We start from the raw sequence: 20,789 nt of genomic DNA on the forward strand, positions 1-20,789 counted from the left end.
TCAGCATAAAACAAAAATTGGTACTAGGATAGAAAAATTTCTATCAGTACCAAATATTATAGAACCAAATTATTCCTGAATTTACGGCTGTTTAATAGTTATTTTTTAATTTTTTTGGTGGATAATCATTTGCCGCTAGATAATTAAAAAGGGCACCATCACGCAAGCCACAATTAGAAAACAAGATTTTGGGGATATGTAAAACTCGTAGCAACAGTGAAATAGGGATCAAGCCGCCGACAATGACATCAGCTCGAACTTTAGCTAAGCCAGGGATGTCTTCACGCTGTTGGCGATCAAGGTTAACTAAATTAGCAAAAATATCAACTGCTTGGCTGCCTGACAGTTGAAAGCCATGGAGACTTGGCAATTCATCACTTTCACTTTCCTTGTGGCGAGCAATCTTGGCTAAAGTTCGATTGCTGCCGCCCAGAGCAACTAAGTTTGATTTGTGAGCATCAAGTATCCAATCAATATCAGTTAATTTTTGTTCAACATCAGTCATTGCCCGAAAGAGATTGCCCGGAGAAACTTGATTACCCAAAGCAAACTCTTGCGAAACGGTGACCGAACCAAAGGGTAAACTAATCAGATTTTGGATTTTTTGATTTTTTACATAGATCAATTCAGTACTGGCACCACCTGTGTCCATAATTAGGCACTTCTTACCAATTTTTAAAGTTTTTGAAACCCCCAAAAAGTCTAAATAAGCTTCTTGATTACCAGAAATCACTTCAAATTTCACGCCAATTTTTTTCTTGACCAGTTTTAAAAATTCAGCTTGATTTTTGGCTTGGCGAACAGCTGCGGTAGCAATTGCTTCCAGATGCAGGTCAGGAAGCTGTTCGTAAACTTGTTTAAAGCTTTCGAGTGCTTTAATGGTGCGAGCTATCGGTTCAGGTTGCAGAACTTTTTCTTCACCCATATTTTCTGACAGGCGAACCATTTCCTTTAACTGATGGGTAACAATAAAACTGCCATCTGGATTGATTTGCGAGATTTTTAGTCGAATTGAATTTGAACCTAAGTCAATGACTGCAAAATTGACCATCTTTATTCTTCCTCCTTAGGATCGATTTGAAATTGCAGAGGATCATCATGATGCATCATTGGCTGGAAAACAGAATTAGCTTTGGCTTGCTGCCGGCTTTCTAACAGGACTTGATTCTTTTTCATTGCCTCTTGGACGAAGTATTCCTGCGAACTGAAAGGCTCCAGTCCGCGTCGGTCGATTCGTTCAAATTGATCACCATGCAAAACTCGTGCTTTAAGATTATCTTGCCACATTAAATTGAAAATTGAAATGATTTTAGCCTTGATTTCTGATTGCAGAGCTGGAAAAAGCAATTCAACACGGCGATCGAGATTACGAGTCATCATATCAGCGCTTGATAAATAGACATCTTCATTACCCTGATTGTAGAAATAATAGATTCGACTGTGCTCTAAAAAGCGGCCAACGATCGAGTGAACTTCAATGTTTTCACTGATTCCAGGCAGATCATTTTTTAGACAGCAAATTCCCCGGACAATCAATTTTATTTTGACGCCAGCTGCCGAGGCTTGATAGAGTTTTTCAATAATTTTTTGATCAGAAAGTGAGTTCATTTTCATCCGAATTTCAGCTGTTTGACCATTTTGAGCATAATTAATTTCATCATCGATTTTTCTAGAGATAAATTCACGAATCTTATGTGGTGAAATATGCAGTTTGTGAAAATAAGGTGGTTTAGCATAGCCTGACAGCATATTAAAAATATTTGAGGCATCGATTCCCATATCCAAATTGGCAGTAAAGATTCCCATATCAGTATAAAAATTAGCTGTTACATCATTATAATTGCCTGTTCCTAAATGTAAGTAACGCCGAATTCCATCTTCTTCTCTCCGAATAACTAGTGCCATTTTACAATGAGTTTTCAGGCCAACTAGGCCATAAATTACATGGCAGCCCATTTTTTCCAATTGCTTAGCCCAACGAACGTTATTCTCCTCATCAAAGCGAGCTTTGACTTCAACTAACACGGTAACCTGTTTACCCTTTTGAGCTGCTAAACCCAAATACTTAATAATCGGTGAATTACCGGAAACTCGATAGAGAGTCATCTTGATGGCGAGGACACTTGGATCGCTAGCTGCTTGTTCAATAAAATGAACGACTGAGCTAAATGAATCATAGGGATGCTGCATTAAAAAATCATGTTGCCGAATAGCAGCAAAAATATTTTGCCCAGGTGCTAATTGGGGATCAACGAATGCTCGAAATGGCTGATAATGTAAATCATCATGACCGGTAACTTTACCAGGTAATTTTTTCAAAAAGGTTAAATCAATCGGCCCATTGATCCGGTAAACCGCACTTTGATCAACGTTAAGATTTTTAATCAGGCGATCACTGAGATTGTGACTCATCGAGGCTTCAATTTCCAAGCGCATAACTTTGCCATGCTCTCTCTTCTTTAACTGTTTTTGAACTTCGCGCAACAAGTTAGAAGTATCTTCTTCGGCTACATCCAAGTCCATATCGCGAATTACCCGGTAAGTAGCCGATTCAATTACTTGGAAACCTGGAAAGAGGGTTCCGATAAACTCTTTGATAATTTCTTCAACTAAAATAAAGCAATTCTCTTCACGTGGCAACTTGATTAAGCGACCAAAAGTTTCAGGGATCCGAATCGTTGCAAATGGTTTATTTTTTGAATTTTTATTTTCTTGCAATCTGATAGCTAAGTTTAATGAATTATTGCTGATAAAAGGAAATGGACGCGATGAATCATCTGCCAGTGGAGTAAGGACCGGATAGAGGTCGTCATTAAAATAGCGGTGCAAGGAATGATGCTGTTCATCAGTGATATTTTTGATTTTAGCAATTTTGATCTTCTCTTTTTCTAGCTGTGGCAGCAGTGAGCGATTATAAGTATTGTAGCGTTTGACCACCATCTGCTGTTCTAGTAAGTTAATGGCATCAATTTGCTGTTTGGGCGTCATTCCTGAAGCGTCAGTTGTTTTAATACCAACAGAATACATCTTATTTAACGAAGCTACTCGGACCATAAAAAACTCATCGACATTGCTTTGAGTGATCCCTAAAAAATTTACGCGTTCTAATAATGGATTTTCTGGATCACGGGCCTCTTCAAGTACTCGGCCATTAAAATCTAGCCAGCTGAGTTCGCGATTTTTAAAATATGAATGTTTATCAAATTTTTTAATCAATTTAAACGCCTCCGTTGCTTCAAAACAGGTTTGATTCCATAAACTTCAGTGAAAAGGGTCGATTTATTTTTAAAAGACCATTTTTCCAAGGAAATATTTTGCGTGGCATAAGCATAGATAATTAGTTGTTCTGTTTGTAGAGAAACTGAGATTTTTTGGATTTTTTCTTCCCGCGAATCATCTAAGGCATCCGCTAGACGCAAAATAGCAGCAAGTTTAGCAACTTTCATCTGAACATTTGGTGCTAAACGTTGAAAATGCGGTTCATCAATGGCTGGAGATTCGCTACTATGATAACGGGAAACTTCAGCAATTAGTTGATTTTCTTCATCAGAGAGGCCAATAATTTTGTTGGCTTCCAGAATGTAGGCTGAATGTCGGTAATGACCTTGCTGATTGATATAATTTCCAACATCATCAACTGTTGCAGCAATTTGTAACAGTAACCGTTCGCGTTTGCCTAAGTGATGAAGCCGTTTGAGTTGGTCAAACATGTGCAACGCTAAACCAGTTACAACTTTTCGATGTGAATGACTCGTCAAATAGCGATTAGCCATGTTTTCAGTTGACGTAATGATAATCTCATTTAAGTCTTGTTTCAAATAACGATTTTTTTTGGCTTGTTCAATTGCTAAGCCATCAGAAACTGTAATATTGCTTAAAATAATTTTTTTAACGCCTAATAACTGGGTCATCTTTTCAATCAAGATAAAATAAGGTTTTAGTCGATTAACAATGTGTTCGTCAATGTCAAAATAATCAATTAAAAATTGTTCCGAGGAATGGATTACCATATCATACAATTGTTGAAATTTAGCAATTGACAAAACAGCAGTATCCTTTTCAGGGGAGATAAATTTGTGGCTCAAAGCACTGGCATCTTGTAAGATCAAATTAGCTGCTTGATCGCTTCGCATAAGATTATGCCGTAAGTTCTCTAATTTACTGCCGATATAGTCATCGATAACTTCAATTGGATCATTGGGATTCAAGTCGATGATACTAGCCAAATCTTCCAAATGAGCTGAGCCAAGATCAATATTCCAAGTTGAAATGAATTTCTTTAATTTGAATTGGGAAAGTGAAACCTTTTCAGATCCTAAGCTTAAAAGAAAAGTTTGGTTATCAGTTAATTGCTTAAAATTATCAATGTGAGTAATGATTCCGATTGCCTTGTAATAAGTTAGTTGACTGGTATTTAACCAATGAACATGGATATTATTACGGACAAAAATTTGTTCACCTAAGTAACGCGCGCTTACATCATCTAATGATTGCTGATTTCCCCAAAGTCGATAATTTTTAACGCCGTAATCTTTTAGCAAGCGCTGAAATCCCTTTAGTTTGTCGGAAATCAAACTAGCATTTTGCGGATAATGATCATCAGTCGGTTGAAAGAAATATCCATTGGCATTTTCAATCAACTTTAAAGTCTTTAAATCGATGATTGATAATTTGATTTGCTTAGGTGTTAAATAAATTACACCGAATAACTTGTTTGCCATTGACCTCACCTCATGAACTTAGCTGATTAAAGAACTCCTTAAATTAATTCTAACATGTGGAAGGAAGATGGAATGAAAAAAATTTGTAAATTTATAAAATATACCTTAATTACTGACAAAGAGCTTAGTTTCATGGTATGATGCAAAAGGTAAATTCTATTTTACTGTACATTAAGTAATTTGTTATAGTATAATAAATCCAGCCGTATAATAAGAAAATTTTGATAGGAATGGAATATACAATGGAAAAAAAGAAATTGCACATTGCGCTATTTTTTGGCGGTAATTCATCTGAACATGATGTTTCAAAAAGATCTGCTCATAATGTTTATGATGGTTTAGATAAAAATAAATACGACGTTTCAGTTTTTATGTTTGCCAAAAATGGTTATTTGTTAGGTAATCAGGACTCAATGCGAATTTTTAATGGGGAACCGGAAGATCAAGTATTAGCAGAAATTATGCCAAAAATTGATTTTTCTAATCCATTAGCTAATATTCAGAATATTTCTGAGGTCAAAGATATTGATGTCTTTTTACCAGTAATTCATGGCAATATGGGTGAAGATGGAACAGTCCAAGGGTTATTTAGATTATTAAATAAGCCTTGGGTCGGCAGTGGGATCACTTCTTCGGGAGTTTCTTTTGATAAAGATCTGACTAAGCAGTTGCTGACCCTTCATGGTATTCGGAATACTAAATATGTCGTAGCAACTCCTGAAACCAAATCAGAATTTACTTATCAAAGCTGCAGTGAAAAATTAGGTAAGATCTTATTTATTAAGCCTGCGCGGCAGGGATCATCGGTTGGTATTCATAAGGTTGCCAATCAGCTTGACTTTGACCAGGCACTTGCTGATGCATTCCAGTATGATTATAAGGTAATGATTGAAGAAGCTATTGATCATCCGCGGGAAATTGAGTGCTCGGTTTTGGGCAATCGGGTGGCTAAAGCTTCTAAACTTGGTGGCATTGAAGTGCCAGCTGGTGACAAGTTCTATGATTATAATAATAAATTTGTGGATGCTTCGGGTGTTGTTTTTGATTTGCCAGTTGATTTGCCGGACAAGTTGGCGGCTGAAATTACTCAAATGTCATTAGATGCTTTCCGTGTTTTGGATAATCGCGGTTTAGCTCGAATGGATTTCTTAGTCGATCAAAATGATGTTCCTTATTTTGGTGAAGTTAATACTTTACCAGGCTTTACGAACATTTCGCTGTATCCGCAATTGTGGAAGGTTAGTGGCATTGGTTATAGTGAATTGCTTGATAAATTGATCAAATTAGCAATTGAAGAATTTAATGACAATGCCAAATTGCATTATGATTTTGTTGAGTTAGGTCAAGAAAAACTGCCGAATTCAATCAAAAAAGTTAACGATTAGTCTTTTCACCAAAAAAAGTTAAAAAATATGGCCAGTTAATCAATTGCTCTCAGGTTTTGGTTAACTGGCCATTTATTTGTCAATTAAAGATTTTTTAAGTGAAATAATTAAGCTAATTCATGACTATTTCTTTGATTTTTTCTCATTTAGGACGGGTTTATTATCTAAGTCAGTCCTAACTACTAAAACATCACATGCTGCAGTTCGTGTTACGTATTCAGTAACTGAACCGATTAATAAACGTTCAACAGCATTTAACCCAGTTGCCCCGATCATAATTAAGTCAATATCTTTGTCTGCCGGGACTTCTTTAGCAATAATTACTTTAGGAGCGCCATATTCGATTGAATAATCAACGTTTTTTAAACCAGCTTTTTGAGCTTCTGCAACATATTTTTCCAGTGTCTTTTTAGCAGTTTCAGTAACCTGTTCAACCATTGCCGTGTCAAAGCTGGAAATATTTTGAAAAGCTCGTGTGTCAACAACATGCAGCAAATGAAGTTTAGCACTATCACCATTGCGGCGAGTTACTGCCACGGCTTTTTTAAAAGCTAATTCGGCTTCTTTTGAACCATCGATTGGTACTAAAATGTTGTTATATTGTTGTAGCATAATTATCACCCTTTCTGTTATCCAATTCTATTGTACGTTATTTCGCCAAAATTTACAAAACTAAAAATCTAGTTATTTTTTGGAAAGAAAACTAGGATAATGAATGGTAACAGTGTGACCAAGATAGCATCAATAATTAGCATTGCCACTAGAAAGATCATTGCCTGGGCCAGCAAAACTCCCAAAGTTATGACAGCTAAAATAATCAAAAGACTGCCAATCCAGCTCAAAAGTTTGATCGAATATTGATTATTGACCTTTTTTTGTGTTAAAAGGTTAATTTTTCGATGGCGTAATAAATAACCTCCCAGAATAAATAAAATAATAATTAAAATAATTGTTAGAATATAAATTAAAGAATTCATGTTCAGCCTTTCATACTATGATTTTATTAAACAAAAGGGCTGACAACAAAACAATTAGTTTCGTTACAGCCCGCATCCGTTTAATGCCGTTAATCATCTCTGTAGTTGAACCCGCTGTCAAAGCAGGTGGTATCTAGTAGATTTACCGCTAACTTCCTATCAAGGTAGGCCTGTTATTAATAAACTATTCCAGAAACCAAAATGTTAGGTGTTCGGTCAACCTTACATGTTGAGATAACGCGTACATTCCAGATTTATATTAATTTTATCATGAATTATCTTTTTTTTCAATTTTGCTCTTAAGTGCTGCAAGTTGCTGTTGCTGACTAGTTTTTAAGCGTTGATACCGTTCCTTCAGAGCTAGCTCATAACGACTGTTGCCCTTGGGTCGAAAATATGAATGATTTTTTAACTTACTTGGTAAATACTGTTGCGCTACCCAGTCATGCTCGAAATCATGCGGGTATTTATAATCAAGGCCATGACCTAACTGCTTAGCTCCTTGATAATGGGCGTCTTTTAAATAGGGTGGAATTTCACCATAATTGCCCTTCTTTAACTCAGTAAGTGCCTGATCAATTGCTGAAATAGCTGCATTTGATTTCGGTGATAAACATAATTCAATAACCGCGGCTGCCAGTGGAATTCGAGCTTCAGGCAAACCAATTTTTTCCGCAGCGGTAACTGCCGCAACCGTGTGAGCAGCCGCACTGGGATTTGCGAGGCCAATATCTTCGTAAGCAATTGTCAACAACCGGCGATTAGCACTGATCAAATCGCCAGCAGCCAACAAACGGGCTAAGTAATGCAAAGCAGCATCAGTATCTGATCCACGAATTGACTTTTGAAAAGCTGAAACCACATCATAGTGTGCATCACCATCTTTATCCTGGACTAAAGCCTTATGCTGTAAGCACTCCTCAATAATTTGCAAAGTTAAATAGATTTTGCCCTGCTGATTAGTAGGCGTGGACTTGGTAGCTAGTTCTAAGGCATTCAAGACGCTCCTTAGATCACCATGAGTTGCTTGAGCTAAAAAGTTTTTAGCGGAGGGATCAAGTTCAATTTTTGATTGGCCTAAGCCGCGTTCTTTGTCAGCCAAAGCCCGGTCAATGGCCAATTTGATTTCAGCTTCATTCAATGGCTTGACTTCGAAAATTTGTGTTCGACTACGGATAGCTGGGCTGATTGCAATGTAAGGATTTTCTGTCGTGGCGCCAATTAAAATAATTCGCCCGTTTTCTAAATGTGGCAGTAGAAAATCCTGCTTGGGTTTCGTTAAGCGATGGATTTCATCAAGCAGCAAGATTACTGTCCCACTCAATTTGGCTTCGGCTGCGACTGCCTCTAAGTCTTTTTTTGAATCAGTCGCGGCATTGACCGTTCGCAGAGCATATTTGGTTGAACCAGCAATGGCACTAGCAATACTGGTTTTGCCGGTACCAGGCGGTCCATAAAGAATCATTGACGATAACATTTTAGCAGTGACCATCCGTCGAATAATTTTTCCCGGGCCGACCAAATGCTGTTGACCGATTACTTCATCAATTGAACGTGGTCGCATTCGATAAGCAAGTGGCTTATTCATAGTTATGCTCCTTCATTGGTTAAATTAGTTTTTTGAGTATGTTGATTTAACTGAAAATCAGCTAGAGAATTGCTAATTTTTTAATAATTTAGTTTAAAATAATAGAACTTTCACTAGATGTTAGTTGGTAAGCATTTAGTGATTCACCCCTAAATTAACTCAGTTTAATTATAGCATTAGACTGCAACTTGTCAGGTAATCTTGATTTTTGCCAAAATAAATTTGGTATAATAGTTTTGAGATTGATAAATGGAGGCTGTTGGAATGCAATTTGATGATTTAGGAACATGGCTACAGAAAAATCAATTATTAGCTGCCACTGCTAATCTACGCTGGCAAATTTTGTTACAGCGCCAGCTTGAAAAGCAGCCACTGCAATCAACTGAAGATTTAGGGGAGTTTTTAGCCCAAGCAAAAGGAGAGAACTTACAGCCAGTCGAAAAAATTGACGGGGGAGTTTTACTCAAGACACCGGGATGGCTTTCAAAAAGAGGTGTTTTGCAGCGCTTAAAGCTGACTACGCTTTTGCTGCAAAAGAATTTAGGCAGCCAGGTTTTTTTGAATCCTTTCTCAACTGTCAGCCAGTTCGACCAGGGGATCAAGTTGCGTTGGCAATTGCCTGAATTCCTATTACAGCAAAGTTATCAAGAAAAATTTAAATCTTTGCGGTTAGATTATTTGACTTATCGTGCACAAGTTTATTTAAAGATTATTCAACAGTTGAATAATCATGCTTGGTTATTGCCTTATCTAACTGGATCAACGTCTGTAGCTGATGGGAAAATGGTTAAAAGCAGTTTTTGGCTATACCATTTTGCTCAGGGGTGGCCAGCAGATTTTCAATTTATGCTGCAGAATTTTACAGACCAACATTGGCAAGACATACCATTTCGGCCTTTGATTGTCGAGCTTAAAGTTAAAAATGGTCCCCGCAAAGTAATTGGCGGAATCGAACTGCAGTCATTAGAGCTTGATCCCTTTAATCCGATTGGCATTACCGGTGCGATTTTAGATTTGTTGCAGCTGCTGACGGCTTATTTCTGGTTAACTCCAGGTTTGGTTAACGACCAGCTAACGCTTCAACTGAAGCAGTCATTTCAAAGAACTTCTCAGCAGGCAGCTGCTAATCCTTTTGCAGCGATCATTGAAACAAAAACAGCCCTTAAGCTGTTGAACCAGTTGACTGAGCTGATTAAAATGGCTAAATTTACCACTGCCGATCAGCTGTTAGCTGAATGTCAAACCTGGCGGCAAATGTTTAAAGATGGAACTCAAACCAAAAGCGGTCGGCTGTTGCGCCTGAGCTCTAAAACCGAAGCTAAGACTTGGCAACTGGCTCAAAAATCACTTGGGAAACTAACTGCCAGTTGGCAGCAGCGTGAATTGGTTGATGGTAATTCGCTGGAAGTTTTGGCAGCAGCTTTGGCTGAAGGTAAAAGCTATCAGATCTTGTCTGCAACCGAACATTTGATTAGAATTGAAGGCCAGTTGATCGGCGACGGCTTTTTAGTTGATACAGCCGGCAACTTAACTCAGCGCTGCTGGCATGATCGTATGCTTGCCAGTCAGTTGGCCGCTTCAGCTGGTTTTCAGGTTCCCATGCAATGGCAGATCAAAAATCAAGCAGATTTTGAACGACTTTATCCACAGTTTGCTGATTTGGCTTTAGCAATCAAAGGCAGATATCAGCGCTCAGCCTTAGCTTTTCGTTTGCCGCTTCGAAAAGAGTTGCTGTGGTCTTTTGTCAAAAAGATTTTGCAGCAAGATCGGACTTGCTTGCTGCAGCAGCTGCAAGCTGGTAGTTGTTATCGATTTTTGTTAGTTGCGCAAAAGCCAATCACGATTGTTGAACGTTTACCGCAACAAATCGTGGGTGATGGACGTTCAACATTGGAACAATTGATTGAACGTAAACAATTGCTTTTTAAACAGCAGCAACGGACATTTCCATTTGCTAAGTTACAGCAGCAAACGATTCGCGATCAAGGATATCAGTTAACTGACATTTTGCCAAGAGGTGCTCAGTTATTATTGCGTTATGACAGCAGCAGCCAAACTGGTGAAGAGTATTTGGAAGTCAGTCGAGAAGTTGATCGATCGTATTTAGCTGCTATCAAACGATTAGCGGTAACGTTAGGCATGAAAAGTGGGGTACTGGATGTCATCATTCCCAATATTTATCGTCCCTTTAAACCACAAGCTGCTGATCAATTTTATTTTTTGTCAGCTCATCAAACTGTTGATTTAAGTTTGCTGCAGCAGGTCAAGCTTGGTCCAGCTCGCCCGCTGGGAAAGTTAATTTTTAGAGCAATTGTTTGCAAGTAAAAAATAATTAAAAGAGTGAACAAATTTATTTTGTTCACTCTTTTAAATTTTGATAACTTAAGTTAACAATGAATTACTTTGATTTAAGGAATCTTGCGTGGATTGCCTGACAAACTCGCCGTGTTATTTTTGAATGATTGAGTGTGTAAAGATGGATCCCAGCAACTTGGTGGTCAAGTAAGTCATTGATTTGGTCAATTGTGAATTGAACACCGGCTTGCTTGAAGCCAGCAGAATTTACTCGAAAAGTTGCCAGGATTGCTTGGAGTTTTGGCGGTAAAGTTAAGTTGCTCTTTTGCAAAAAGCGGATAATTTGTTGACGATTGTCCAGCAGCATAATCCCAGCTAGAATTGGAATTTTGATGCCAGCTTGACTGCAGGCCGTCTGGAAATTGTAAAACAGTTCATTCGAAAAAAAAGTTTGGCTAATTAAAAAATCACAGCCAGCGGCGACTTTTTGCCTTAAATGAGCAATATCTGTTGCTAAACTTTGGGCTTCTGGATGTTTTTCGGGATAGCAAGCAGCAAAGATTTGAAAGCTGTGATCATGTTTCTTGATGAATTTAATTAAATCGCTAGCATGGTTGAAATCGCCTTGGTCAGCCAATCCTGGTGTTGCATCGCCACGGACTACTAAAATATTTTTGACTTTATTGGCTTTTAATTCCGGTAAAAGTTGTAAGACTTGTGCTTGAGAAAGATAGCGAGCAGTCAGGTGAATCATCGCTGGTAGTTGAAAATCGGTTTGAATAGTATCAGCAATTGCTAAAGTAGACGTCTTAAAATTAAGCCAGTGATTGCTATTAGCAACACTAATAAAAGCTGGATTGAAATCAGCAAGTTGTTGCAGTAATTGTTGAAAAGCCGGGTGATTAGCAATTAAGTTTTTAGGTGGGAAGACTTCAAATGATAAACTTGGCGGATTTTGTTGCATGGCTATCATTCCTTTAAACTTAGCGGTTAACTGATTAACAAATTAATGTTATCAAAAAACAGGCTAGCAAGCAGCCTGTTTTTTTGACGAATTAAAGTTTGTTGTAGTATTCAACGATCAGGGCTTCATCGATATCGGCTTCAAGTTCATCACGTTGAGGCAGACGAGTCAATGTACCTTCAAGTTTATTGTCATCAAATGTCAGATATTGTGGGCGGCCAACTGCCGCTTCCAAAGCATCTTTAACAACTTGTAATTCTTTAGAACGTTCACGCAAGGAAATTACATCGCCAACAGCAACTTCAAAAGAAGGAATATCAACTCGTTTGCCATTAACGGTTATATGACCATGGTTAACTAACTGGCGAGCTTGGCGCCGAGTTGTTGCCAAACCAAGCCGGTAAACTATATTATCTAATCGGCGTTCCAACAAGACCATAAAGTTATCACCATGACGACCTTCTCGAATCTTGCCAGCCCGAACGAATAAATTAGCAAATTGACGTTCTGACAAACCATACATTAAACGCAGCTTTTGTTTTTCACGCAATTGCAAGCCATATTCAGATAATTTGCGGCGATTGTTTTGACCGTGATCACCCGGAGCATATGGCCGGCGTGATAATTCTTTTCCGGTACCACTTAAAGAGATACCTAAACGACGTGAGACTTTCCAACTTGGACCTGTATAACGAGACATAAAAAATCCTCCAATAAATTTTTTTGGAGTAAAATAAGCGAATATCTGCTTAGTATTCGTGCATTTTCTTTTGCAATTTTCACTCTTGCAGCCGAAGAGGTACTAATTGAACCATATGTTAGGCAACAAAATGTTGACGAGCTTACCGCAGACTGCTGCATTATTTTACACAAATTTAATCATACTAAATTTAATTCCTAACGTCAAATATTAATTCCAACAATTTTCAACAATTTGTGCGACTTGTTCAAAGAATTGCTGATCTTTAGCTTTAAAGCGTCCAAACTTGCGTGAATCAAGATCAAGGACCCCGATGCTTGCTCCTTGACTTGAAATTAGCGGAACCACGATTTCAGCATTTGTAGCGGTGTCGCAGGCAATGTGACCAGGAAAAAGGTGGACGTTTTCAACGATAAGCGTTTGTTTTGTTTGGAAGGCTTGTCCACAAACGCCTTTGCCAATACCAATTCGAGTGCAAGCTGGCTTACCTTGAAAAGGCCCTAAAATCAACATTTGCTCAGCTGAATCGAACAAATAAAATCCACTCCAGCTTAAATCTGGCAACTGATCATATAAAAATGCACTGATATTGGCTAAATTAGCCGTCAAATTTGTTTCACCTTGTGTTAAAGATCTTAATTGTTTTAGTAATAAATTATTTTCTCCCATGAATTAAGCCCCAATTCTCCTTTAGGTTATTCGTGTATCTTAGCGTTTTCTTATGTTATAATTGAAATTAGATTTTAACTTTATTGGCGCGATAAATCAAGCAATTAATAAATAAGGGCTTTATAGGAGTGTGGATCGGATGATAACACCGATTTTAAGTGTAATTGTGATTGTGGCAGTGATTGGCTATGCTACTTTTTTCTATTTGCAACGTAAATATCTTCATGAAATTTCAAAACAGCAAGCACAGATCAGTTCATTCATTGAGTCATCTCTTAATGATGAACTTGCAAATATGAAAGAAATTCATTTATCCGGTCAAACTCGTCAGCAATTTGAAGAGACCCGTCAAAGTTATCTTTATTCGGTCAATCATCGGTTACCAGAAATTTCAGAAAGATTACTAGAATTGCAGGATGTTTGCAAACAATATCATTTTATTCAGGTTTATCGTGAATTAAAAGTGATTACGCTTAAAACACAGGCTGCCGCCAAACTAGAAAACAAGACGCGGGCGGAAATTACAGGACTAAAGAAAAGCAATCAGCTTCATCGGCAAAAGCTACACGAACTCGAACAACGGTATCAAGATTTGCGAAAGAAGCTATTAGCTAAGAATTTTTCATACGGACCAAGTATTGATAAATTAGAAGAAAATCTAGGAAATTTGGAGAATACTTTTGATCAATACGCTAATTTTGCGCAGCAGGGTGATTACATTCAAGCTGATCAAGTCTTGAATCATTTAGAAAAAGACACGGATGTTTTAGATAATCAATTAAAACAAATACCTAAATTGTATCGAAGTCAAAAGAATGTTTATCCCGACCAATTAGCAGAAATTTTGAGCAGCTTTCAACAGTTAACAGCTCAAAAGTATGGTTTTAAAGAAGATTTAGCCGTTAAAGTTAAGGAGATTCAGGCTCAAATTGGGGAAAATTTGGTTGACTTAAAAGATTTGCAGGTTTCGGTTGCAACTAAACGCGATCAAGAGATTACTGGGAAAATTGACCAATTATATGATCAATTAGAGCAAGAGTTCAAAGCACGGCGTCAGGTGGAAAAGACACGTCAGCAGCTGAGTCAATTCATTCAGCATGCTCGTCAGCAGCAGCATGAATTAATGATCGAGCTTGATCGCTTGAGCCAAAATTATTCTTTTAATCATCATGAGATGGAAGCTGGCCGTCATTTAGGAACAGACCTTAAAAAAATTGAAAACGAATTTTCAGTAACCTCGCAACAAATTCGTGAAGGGTTGCCAGTTTATTCAGAGGTTTGGTTACAACAGGAAACGCAGATCGCTAGTCTGCAACAGATTGAGAAAAAACAGTCAGAAATTAATCAAAGTATTCAAGGATTGTGGCATGAAGAACAAGAAGCACGCCAAGCAGCTCAAACGTTCGATCTTGAAATTCATCAGCTGCACCGAAAACTTGCTAAACAGAACTTACCGGGGTTACCTAAAACGTATCTTGATTTCTTCTTGACCGTTAGTGATGAGATCGAACAGTTGTTGAATGACTTAAATCAGATTAAGATTGATCTGGATCAAATTAACAAAAGTTTGTTAGATATTCAAGCGGATCTTGACAAATTGACTGAAAAGACTAATGATATTTCTGATAGTGCGGCTTTAGCGGAAGTGCTGCTTCAGTATGCTAATCGTTATAAGATCCGTTATCCTGAAGTTGCTCAAGCTGCTAATCAAGCTGATCAGCTTTTTAATCAAAAGTTTGATTATGCTGCCAGTTTAGAAAAAATTGCCACTGCGGTTGATCGAGTTGAACCAGGTGCTTATAAAAAATTAGAAAATCAGTACTATGCACAAAATCCGGTTAAAGAACATTGAAGCTAAGATTTTTAATTTTAGAATTAAGAAGCAGCGATAGGCTGTTTTTTTTGAGATTAATTTTACTAATGAAGGCTAAAACTGAAAATAATTTTCGCAGCTTTTTCCTAAAGCATTTAAGTGTGCTATATTAGATTGCAGTTGATTAGAATTAAAGGACGGTGGAATTTATAAAATGATTTATTTTGATAACAGTGCAACAACCAAAGTCTCGGCTGCTGTTTTAGCAACCTATGATCAGGTTTCACAACAGATTTGGGGTAATCCCTCGTCTTTGCATGCTCTTGGCGAAAAAGCCTTTGGACTGCTTGAACAGTCGCGACAACAAATAGCAAATCTACTGGGAGTTGCTGCCGATGAAATCTTCTTCACGAGTGGCGGCACTGAAGGAGATAATTGGGTCGTTAAGGGGACAGCCATTGAAAAGCATATTTATGGTAAACATATTATTACTTCAAGTATTGAACATCCGGCCGTTTTAAATTCGATGGCGCAACTAGAAAAACTTGGCTTTGAAGTTACCTATTTGCCGGTTGATAAAGCTGGGCAGGTTGATCCTGCTGATGTTGCGGCAGCAATTCGGCCAGATACGATCTTGGTTTCAATTATGGCAGTCAATAATGAAATTGGTTCAATTCAACCTCATTTGGAAATTGCTAAGATCTTGCAAGCATATCCAAAGATTCATTATCACATTGATGCTGTTCAAGGAATTGGCAAGGGAATTCAACAATTGATTATGAATGAGCGCGTCGATTTTGTGACTTTTTCTGGTCACAAATTTCATGCTCCCCGTGGAATTGGCATCATGTATAAACGGCGCGGCCGCAAAATTGCTTCATTAATGAGTGGTGGTGGTCAAGAAAAGGATCTTCGCAGTGGTACCGAAAATTTACCAGCAATTGCAGCCATGGCCAAAGCTTTGCGCTTATTACTCAACAATGAAGCTGCTAAAGTTAAGCAGCAAGCAGCTATTAAGCAATATTTATATGAACATTTAATTAAATATTCGAAAGTTACGATGTTTACTCAATTAGGGCCAAATTTTGCTCCGCATATTTTGTGTTTTACAATTGATGGAGTACGTGGAGAAACGATTGTTCATGCTTTTGAAGAACACCAGATCTATATTTCAACGACTAGTGCTTGCTCATCGAAAAAACACGTGATCTCTGGGACTTTGAATGCCATGAAAATTCCAGAAAAAGTTGCGACTTCTGCTGTTCGGGTCAGTCTTGATGAAAATAATACCTTGGAACAAGCTAAACAATTTATGGAAGTTTTCGACCAGCTTTATCAGCGGTTTGCCAAAATCAATTCTTAGGAGGTACATTGTGGAATATACTGAAATCATGGTTCGTTATGGAGAACTATCGACCAAAGGAAAAAATCGCCGGAGTTTCATTGACCGTTTGGCTTATAATACGCGGTCAATTTTGCATGATTTTCCAGCGGTTATCGTCAAAGCTCATCGTGATCGGATGCATGTTCAGCTGCATGGCACGGCTGCTAAGCCAGTGATCGAACGTTTGCAAAAAGTTTTTGGAATTCAAAATTTTTCGCCTTCGATCAGAGTTGAACGTGATTTAAAGGCCGTCAAAGAAACAGCCATTGCAATGGTCAAGGAACAATTTAAACCAGGAATGACTTTTAAGATCAATACTCGCCGTTCAGATCATGATTTCCAATACGATACTAATCAAATGAACGATCTTTTAGGTGGCGTAATTTTGGATAGTTTTCCTGGAATCAAAGTTAAAATGAAAGAACCTGATTTGATTTTGCGAGTTGAAATCAGAAAAAACGGAATTTTTCTTTCAAGTCAGAAAATTGAGGGGGCTGGTGGTTTGCCGGTTGGCACGGCTGGCAAGGGTTTATTAATGATTTCTGGTGGGATTGATTCACCGGTTGCTGGCTATTTGGCTATGAAACGCGGTGTCGATTTGGAAATGATCCATTTTTTCAGTCCGCCGTATACTAGTCAGCAAGCGTTGAACAAGGCAAAAGAATTGACGGCTAAACTGGCTGTCTTTAGTGGTAGTATCAAATTTATTGAGGTACCATTTACCGAGATCCAAGAAACAGTCAAACATGACGTGCCTGAAGGTTATTTAATGACCGTGCAACGGCGCTTTATGTTGCGTTTGGCAGCATTAGTTGCACAGAAACGCCAGAATTTGGCAATCTTTAATGGTGAATCGATTGGTCAGGTTGCTTCGCAGACTCTTGAAAGCATGGTTGCAATCAATGACGTAACCAATTTGCCAGTTTTGCGACCAGTCGTTTCTTTAGATAAAAATGAAATTATTGATATTGCCCAAAAAATTGGTACTTTTGATTTGTCGATCATGCCGTTTGAAGATTGCTGTACAATTTTTGCTCCACCAGCACCTAAAACTAAACCGCGATTGGATCGAACTCGGCAGTATGAAAGCCATTTAGATGTTAATGGCTTGCTTGAGCGGGCGCTGGCAGGTATTAAAATCAGTGAAATTAAAGTTGGCGAGACCTTTTTGGCTGAAGAAGATCCGAGTTTCAGTCAATTATTGTAAAATAGCTTGACGAGCTGGGCGTTTCAGGCTATGATTACGTTTAAAGGCAATGATCGAGAGTTTTAAATACGCTAACTAGTCAGAGAAGAAGCCGTTTAGTGTGAGGCTTTCTAGTTAGTATTTAATTGTAGCTCGTTAGCCGCCGGATTGAAGTTAGTAGGCCCGGCCGGAACTTGGTTTTCGTTAACTTTTCAAGTGGAGTCAAAGACTCAATTTAGGTGGTACCACGGCTAAGTCGTCCTATTTAGGACGGCTTTTTTTGCACTCGAAATTGCTCAAAGAATCAAAGGGGGAAAATCAGATGACAAGTCAAAGCAAAATGTCGACTAAATATGATCCTAAACAGGTTGAAACAGGTCGTTATCAAAGTTGGTTGGCTGAAAAACTTTTCCGACCAAGTGGTAATCAGCAAGCTAAACCCTATTCGGTGGTTATTCCACCACCCAATGTTACTGGAAAGTTGCATTTGGGTCATGCTTGGGATACAACTTTGCAAGATATGATTATTCGGCAAAAAAGAATGCAGGGTTATGATACGTTATGGCTCCCGGGAATGGATCATGCGGGAATCGCCACCCAGGCTAAAGTGGAAGCCCGCTTGGCCAAACAGGGAATTTCGCGTTATGATTTGGGCCGTGATAAATTTGTCGAGACTGTCTGGAAATGGAAAAAAGAATATGCTGATATTATTCATCAGCAATGGGCAAAGTTAGGTCTTTCGCTGGACTATGATCGTGAGCGTTTTACCTTAGATGATGGTTTGTCGCAAGCAGTCCGCCGTGTTTTCGTCGCACTATACAAAAAGGGCCTGATTTATCGAGGCGAGTATATTATTAATTGGGATCCAAAAGCTCGGACTGCCTTATCAGATATTGAAGTGATTCATAAAGACGTTAAAGGTGCCTTTTATCATGTTAAATATCCATTTTTGGATCCAAAAGATACGTATCAGGGTGAACATTATATCGAAATTGCTACCACGCGTCCGGAAACGATGATGGGTGATGTGGCAGTTGCGGTCAATCCAAGTGATCAGCGTTACCAGTCGCTGGTTGGCAAAATGCTGGTTTTACCATTGCAGGGGCGCCATATTCCAATTATTGCTGATGATTATGTTGATCCAGAATTTGGAACGGGAATGGTTAAAATTACCCCAGCCCATGATCCTAACGATTTTGGGGTTGGTAATCGTCACAACTTAGAGCGGATCAATACAATGAACGAAGATGCTACAATGAATGAAAATGCTGGCAAGTATCAAGGACTTGATCGCTTTGCAGCACGTAAGGTCATGGTCAGTGACTTAAAAGATCAGGGATATTTATTGCGGATTGAGCCAATTGTGCATAGTGTTGGTCATTCAGAACGAACCGGCGTTCAAGTTGAAGCTCGTCTTTCAACCCAGTGGTTTGTTAAAATGAAACCATTGGCAGCAGCAGCCTTAAAAAACCAACAAACGGCTGATCGGGTAGATTTTGTACCACCACGTTTTGAAGGAACTTTCACGCAATGGATGGAAAATGTTCATGATTGGGTAATTTCGCGGCAGCTTTGGTGGGGACACCAAATTCCAGCTTGGTATCATAAAAAAACTGGTGAAGTTTACGTTGGCGAAGAAGCTCCCAAAGATCCTGAAAACTGGAAACAAGATCCAGATGTTTTGGATACCTGGTTCTCGAGTGCTTTATGGCCATTTTCTACAATGGGTTGGCCAAATGAAAATGCTGCGGATTATAAACGCTATTTTCCAACCGATACTTTAGTAACCGGTTATGATATCATCTTTTTCTGGGTCTCTCGAATGATTTTCCAGAGTTTGGAATTTACTGGTCGCCGTCCCTTTAAACATGTTTTGATTCATGGCTTGATTCGCGACGAACAGGGGCGCAAGATGAGCAAATCACTTGGCAATGGAATTGATCCCATGGATGTCATTGATAAATATGGTGCTGATGCTTTGCGTTGGTTCTTGTCAAATGGTTCGGCACCTGGTCAAGATGTGCGTTTCAGTTATAAAAAGATGGATGCTGCTTGGAACTTTATTAATAAAATTTGGAATGCCAGTCGCTTTGTAATTATGAATTTAGCTGATGATACAACAGCAACCTTACCTGCTAAAACTACTTGGAAGCTAGCTGACAAATGGATCATTAGCCGTTTGAATCAGACGATTAGTGAGGTAACTCGTTTGTTTGACGGTTTCGAATTTGGCGAGGCTGGTCGGACGCTATACAATTTCATCTGGAATGATTTTTGTGATTGGTATATTGAAATGTCAAAACAAGATTTAAATGGCAACGATCAGGCACTAAAAAATAAGACGCAACATATCTTGTGTTACGTACTTGATCAGACTTTACGCTTGTTGCATCCGATTATGCCGTTTGTTACAGAAAAGATTTGGCTGACGATGCCGCATACGGGTAAATCTTTGGTAACAGCAGCTTATCCGGTAGTTCATCCAGAATATACTGATCCAACCGCTGAAAAGCAAATGCAAAATTTGATTGAGTTGATTAAAGTTGTCCGCAATAGTCGTGCAGAAGTTAATGCGCCATTATCGAGTGCAATTGAAATCTTGATTAAAACAACGTCTGCAACAACTAAACAAATTTTTGAAGATAATCAAGATTATATTGATCGCTTCTGTCATCCTCGTAAATTAACCATTGCTTCCGATGTCAAAGCACCAAAACTATCGCTAACCTCAGTAATCAGTGGAGCGGAAGTTTATTTGCCACTGGCAGATTTGATTGATCTTGATGAAGAAATCAAGCGAATGCAAAAAGAAGCAGCTAAATTTGCTAGTGAAGTTGAACGGGCCAAGAAGAAATTAGCCAATCAAAACTTTGTTGCTAAAGCGCCAGAAAAAGTTGTTGCTGAGCAAAAAGCCAAATTGACTGAATATCAAGTTAAAGAAGCGGCGGCTAAGCAACGAATCAAGGATTTACAAGCTGGCTAAAATAACCAATCAGCCAAATAAACAGTTAAGTAGGCAAGGGAAAATTTAAACATTCCCTTGTTTTTTTTGTGATTATCAGGGAAAATTATCCAGACTTATTTTTTTTAATAACTGTTTAGGATAG

At 38.4% G+C, this 20,789-nt stretch carries 15 protein-coding genes, 1 other RNA gene and 1 other annotated feature; of the genes, 6 read left to right on the forward strand and 10 right to left on the reverse strand.

The genetic code is table 11. The features are described from left to right. Positions 1 to 91: 91 nt before the first annotated feature. The 3 genes from ON15_RS07375 to ON15_RS07385 are packed head-to-tail and all read right to left on the reverse strand — an operon-like array spanning position 92 to position 4,721. The gene (locus tag ON15_RS07375) at positions 92 to 1,051 is read right to left on the reverse strand and encodes a Ppx/GppA family phosphatase (protein ID WP_010580851.1); all 960 of its coding nucleotides are present in this window, start codon (positions 1,049 to 1,051) and stop codon (positions 92 to 94) included. 2 nt (positions 1,052 to 1,053) lie between these two features. Next, the gene (locus tag ON15_RS07380) at positions 1,054 to 3,216 is read right to left on the reverse strand and encodes an RNA degradosome polyphosphate kinase (protein ID WP_010580852.1); all 2,163 of its coding nucleotides are present in this window, start codon (positions 3,214 to 3,216) and stop codon (positions 1,054 to 1,056) included. Further along, positions 3,213 to 4,721 (reverse strand): hypothetical protein, encoded by a 1,509-nt coding sequence (locus tag ON15_RS07385; RefSeq protein WP_010580853.1) that lies wholly within the window; start codon positions 4,719 to 4,721, stop codon positions 3,213 to 3,215. Before ON15_RS07385 ends, ON15_RS07380 begins: the two co-directional genes overlap by 4 nt. 242 nt (positions 4,722 to 4,963) lie before the next feature. Between ON15_RS07385 and ON15_RS07390 the strand changes: the two genes are divergently transcribed. Continuing rightward, positions 4,964 to 6,106 (forward strand): D-alanine--D-alanine ligase family protein, encoded by a 1,143-nt coding sequence (locus tag ON15_RS07390; protein WP_010580854.1) that lies wholly within the window; start codon positions 4,964 to 4,966, stop codon positions 6,104 to 6,106. Between the two features lie 123 nt (positions 6,107 to 6,229). Here ON15_RS07390 and ON15_RS07395 read toward each other — a convergent pair whose 3' ends face one another. The 4 genes from ON15_RS07395 to ON15_RS07405 all read right to left on the reverse strand — a co-directional run bounded on the left by ON15_RS07395 (position 6,230) and on the right by ON15_RS07405 (position 8,671). Then, positions 6,230 to 6,718 carry a universal stress protein gene (locus ON15_RS07395; protein WP_010580855.1) on the reverse strand — a complete coding sequence of 163 codons (489 nt, stop codon included), beginning with the start codon at positions 6,716 to 6,718 and terminating at the stop codon, positions 6,230 to 6,232. A gap of 68 nt (positions 6,719 to 6,786) precedes the next feature. Continuing rightward, the gene (locus ON15_RS07400; RefSeq protein ID WP_010580856.1) at positions 6,787 to 7,083 is read right to left on the reverse strand and encodes a hypothetical protein; all 297 of its coding nucleotides are present in this window, start codon (positions 7,081 to 7,083) and stop codon (positions 6,787 to 6,789) included. A 69-nt stretch (positions 7,084 to 7,152) separates the two neighbouring features. Beyond that, positions 7,153 to 7,341: non-coding RNA, 6S RNA (gene ssrS / locus ON15_RS11480), on the reverse strand. 10 nt (positions 7,342 to 7,351) lie between these two features. Further along, positions 7,352 to 8,671: a replication-associated recombination protein A gene (locus tag ON15_RS07405; RefSeq protein WP_010580857.1), complete on the reverse strand. Its 1,320-nt coding sequence runs from the start codon at positions 8,669 to 8,671 to the stop codon at positions 7,352 to 7,354. A 264-nt stretch (positions 8,672 to 8,935) separates the two neighbouring features. Here ON15_RS07405 and ON15_RS07410 point away from each other — a divergent pair, with 264 nt between their 5' ends. After that, positions 8,936 to 10,996 carry a bifunctional glutamate--cysteine ligase/glutathione synthetase gene (locus ON15_RS07410; RefSeq protein ID WP_010580858.1) on the forward strand — a complete coding sequence of 687 codons (2,061 nt, stop codon included), beginning with the start codon at positions 8,936 to 8,938 and terminating at the stop codon, positions 10,994 to 10,996. A gap of 73 nt (positions 10,997 to 11,069) precedes the next feature. Here the strand turns inward: ON15_RS07410 and ON15_RS07415 are convergent, their stop codons facing one another. The 3 genes from ON15_RS07415 to ON15_RS07425 form a co-directional block, all read right to left on the reverse strand. Then, entirely contained in the window at positions 11,070 to 11,930 is an 861-nt protein-coding gene (locus tag ON15_RS07415) for a methylenetetrahydrofolate reductase (protein ID WP_010580859.1), read from the reverse strand. A gap of 91 nt (positions 11,931 to 12,021) precedes the next feature. Continuing rightward, positions 12,022 to 12,630 carry a 30S ribosomal protein S4 gene (gene rpsD, locus ON15_RS07420; RefSeq protein WP_010580860.1) on the reverse strand — a complete coding sequence of 203 codons (609 nt, stop codon included), beginning with the start codon at positions 12,628 to 12,630 and terminating at the stop codon, positions 12,022 to 12,024. A gap of 210 nt (positions 12,631 to 12,840) precedes the next feature. Then, positions 12,841 to 13,299, reverse strand: coding sequence for a GAF domain-containing protein (locus tag ON15_RS07425; protein WP_010580861.1), 459 nt, complete (start codon positions 13,297 to 13,299; stop codon positions 12,841 to 12,843). A gap of 139 nt (positions 13,300 to 13,438) precedes the next feature. On the opposite strand from ON15_RS07425, the gene ezrA reads away from it, so the two are divergent. From ezrA to ON15_RS07445, 4 genes are all read left to right on the forward strand, one after another. Further along, the gene (gene ezrA, locus ON15_RS07430; RefSeq protein WP_010580862.1) at positions 13,439 to 15,151 is read left to right on the forward strand and encodes a septation ring formation regulator EzrA; all 1,713 of its coding nucleotides are present in this window, start codon (positions 13,439 to 13,441) and stop codon (positions 15,149 to 15,151) included. Between the two features lie 175 nt (positions 15,152 to 15,326). After that, positions 15,327 to 16,475 carry a cysteine desulfurase family protein gene (locus tag ON15_RS07435; protein WP_010580863.1) on the forward strand — a complete coding sequence of 383 codons (1,149 nt, stop codon included), beginning with the start codon at positions 15,327 to 15,329 and terminating at the stop codon, positions 16,473 to 16,475. Positions 16,476 to 16,485: 10 nt separating this feature from the next. After that, complete coding sequence (thiI, locus tag ON15_RS07440) at positions 16,486 to 17,703, forward strand: tRNA uracil 4-sulfurtransferase ThiI (RefSeq protein WP_010580864.1); 1,218 nt, start codon at positions 16,486 to 16,488, stop codon at positions 17,701 to 17,703. Positions 17,704 to 17,743: 40 nt separating this feature from the next. Further along, positions 17,744 to 17,949, forward strand: a binding site (T-box leader). Between the two features lie 55 nt (positions 17,950 to 18,004). Then, positions 18,005 to 20,665 (forward strand): valine--tRNA ligase, encoded by a 2,661-nt coding sequence (locus tag ON15_RS07445; RefSeq protein ID WP_010580865.1) that lies wholly within the window; start codon positions 18,005 to 18,007, stop codon positions 20,663 to 20,665. Positions 20,666 to 20,789 lie beyond the last annotated feature (124 nt).

Source organism: Liquorilactobacillus vini DSM 20605 (assembly GCF_000255495.1).
GTDB classification, from domain to species: Bacteria; Bacillota; Bacilli; order Lactobacillales; family Lactobacillaceae; genus Liquorilactobacillus; species Liquorilactobacillus vini.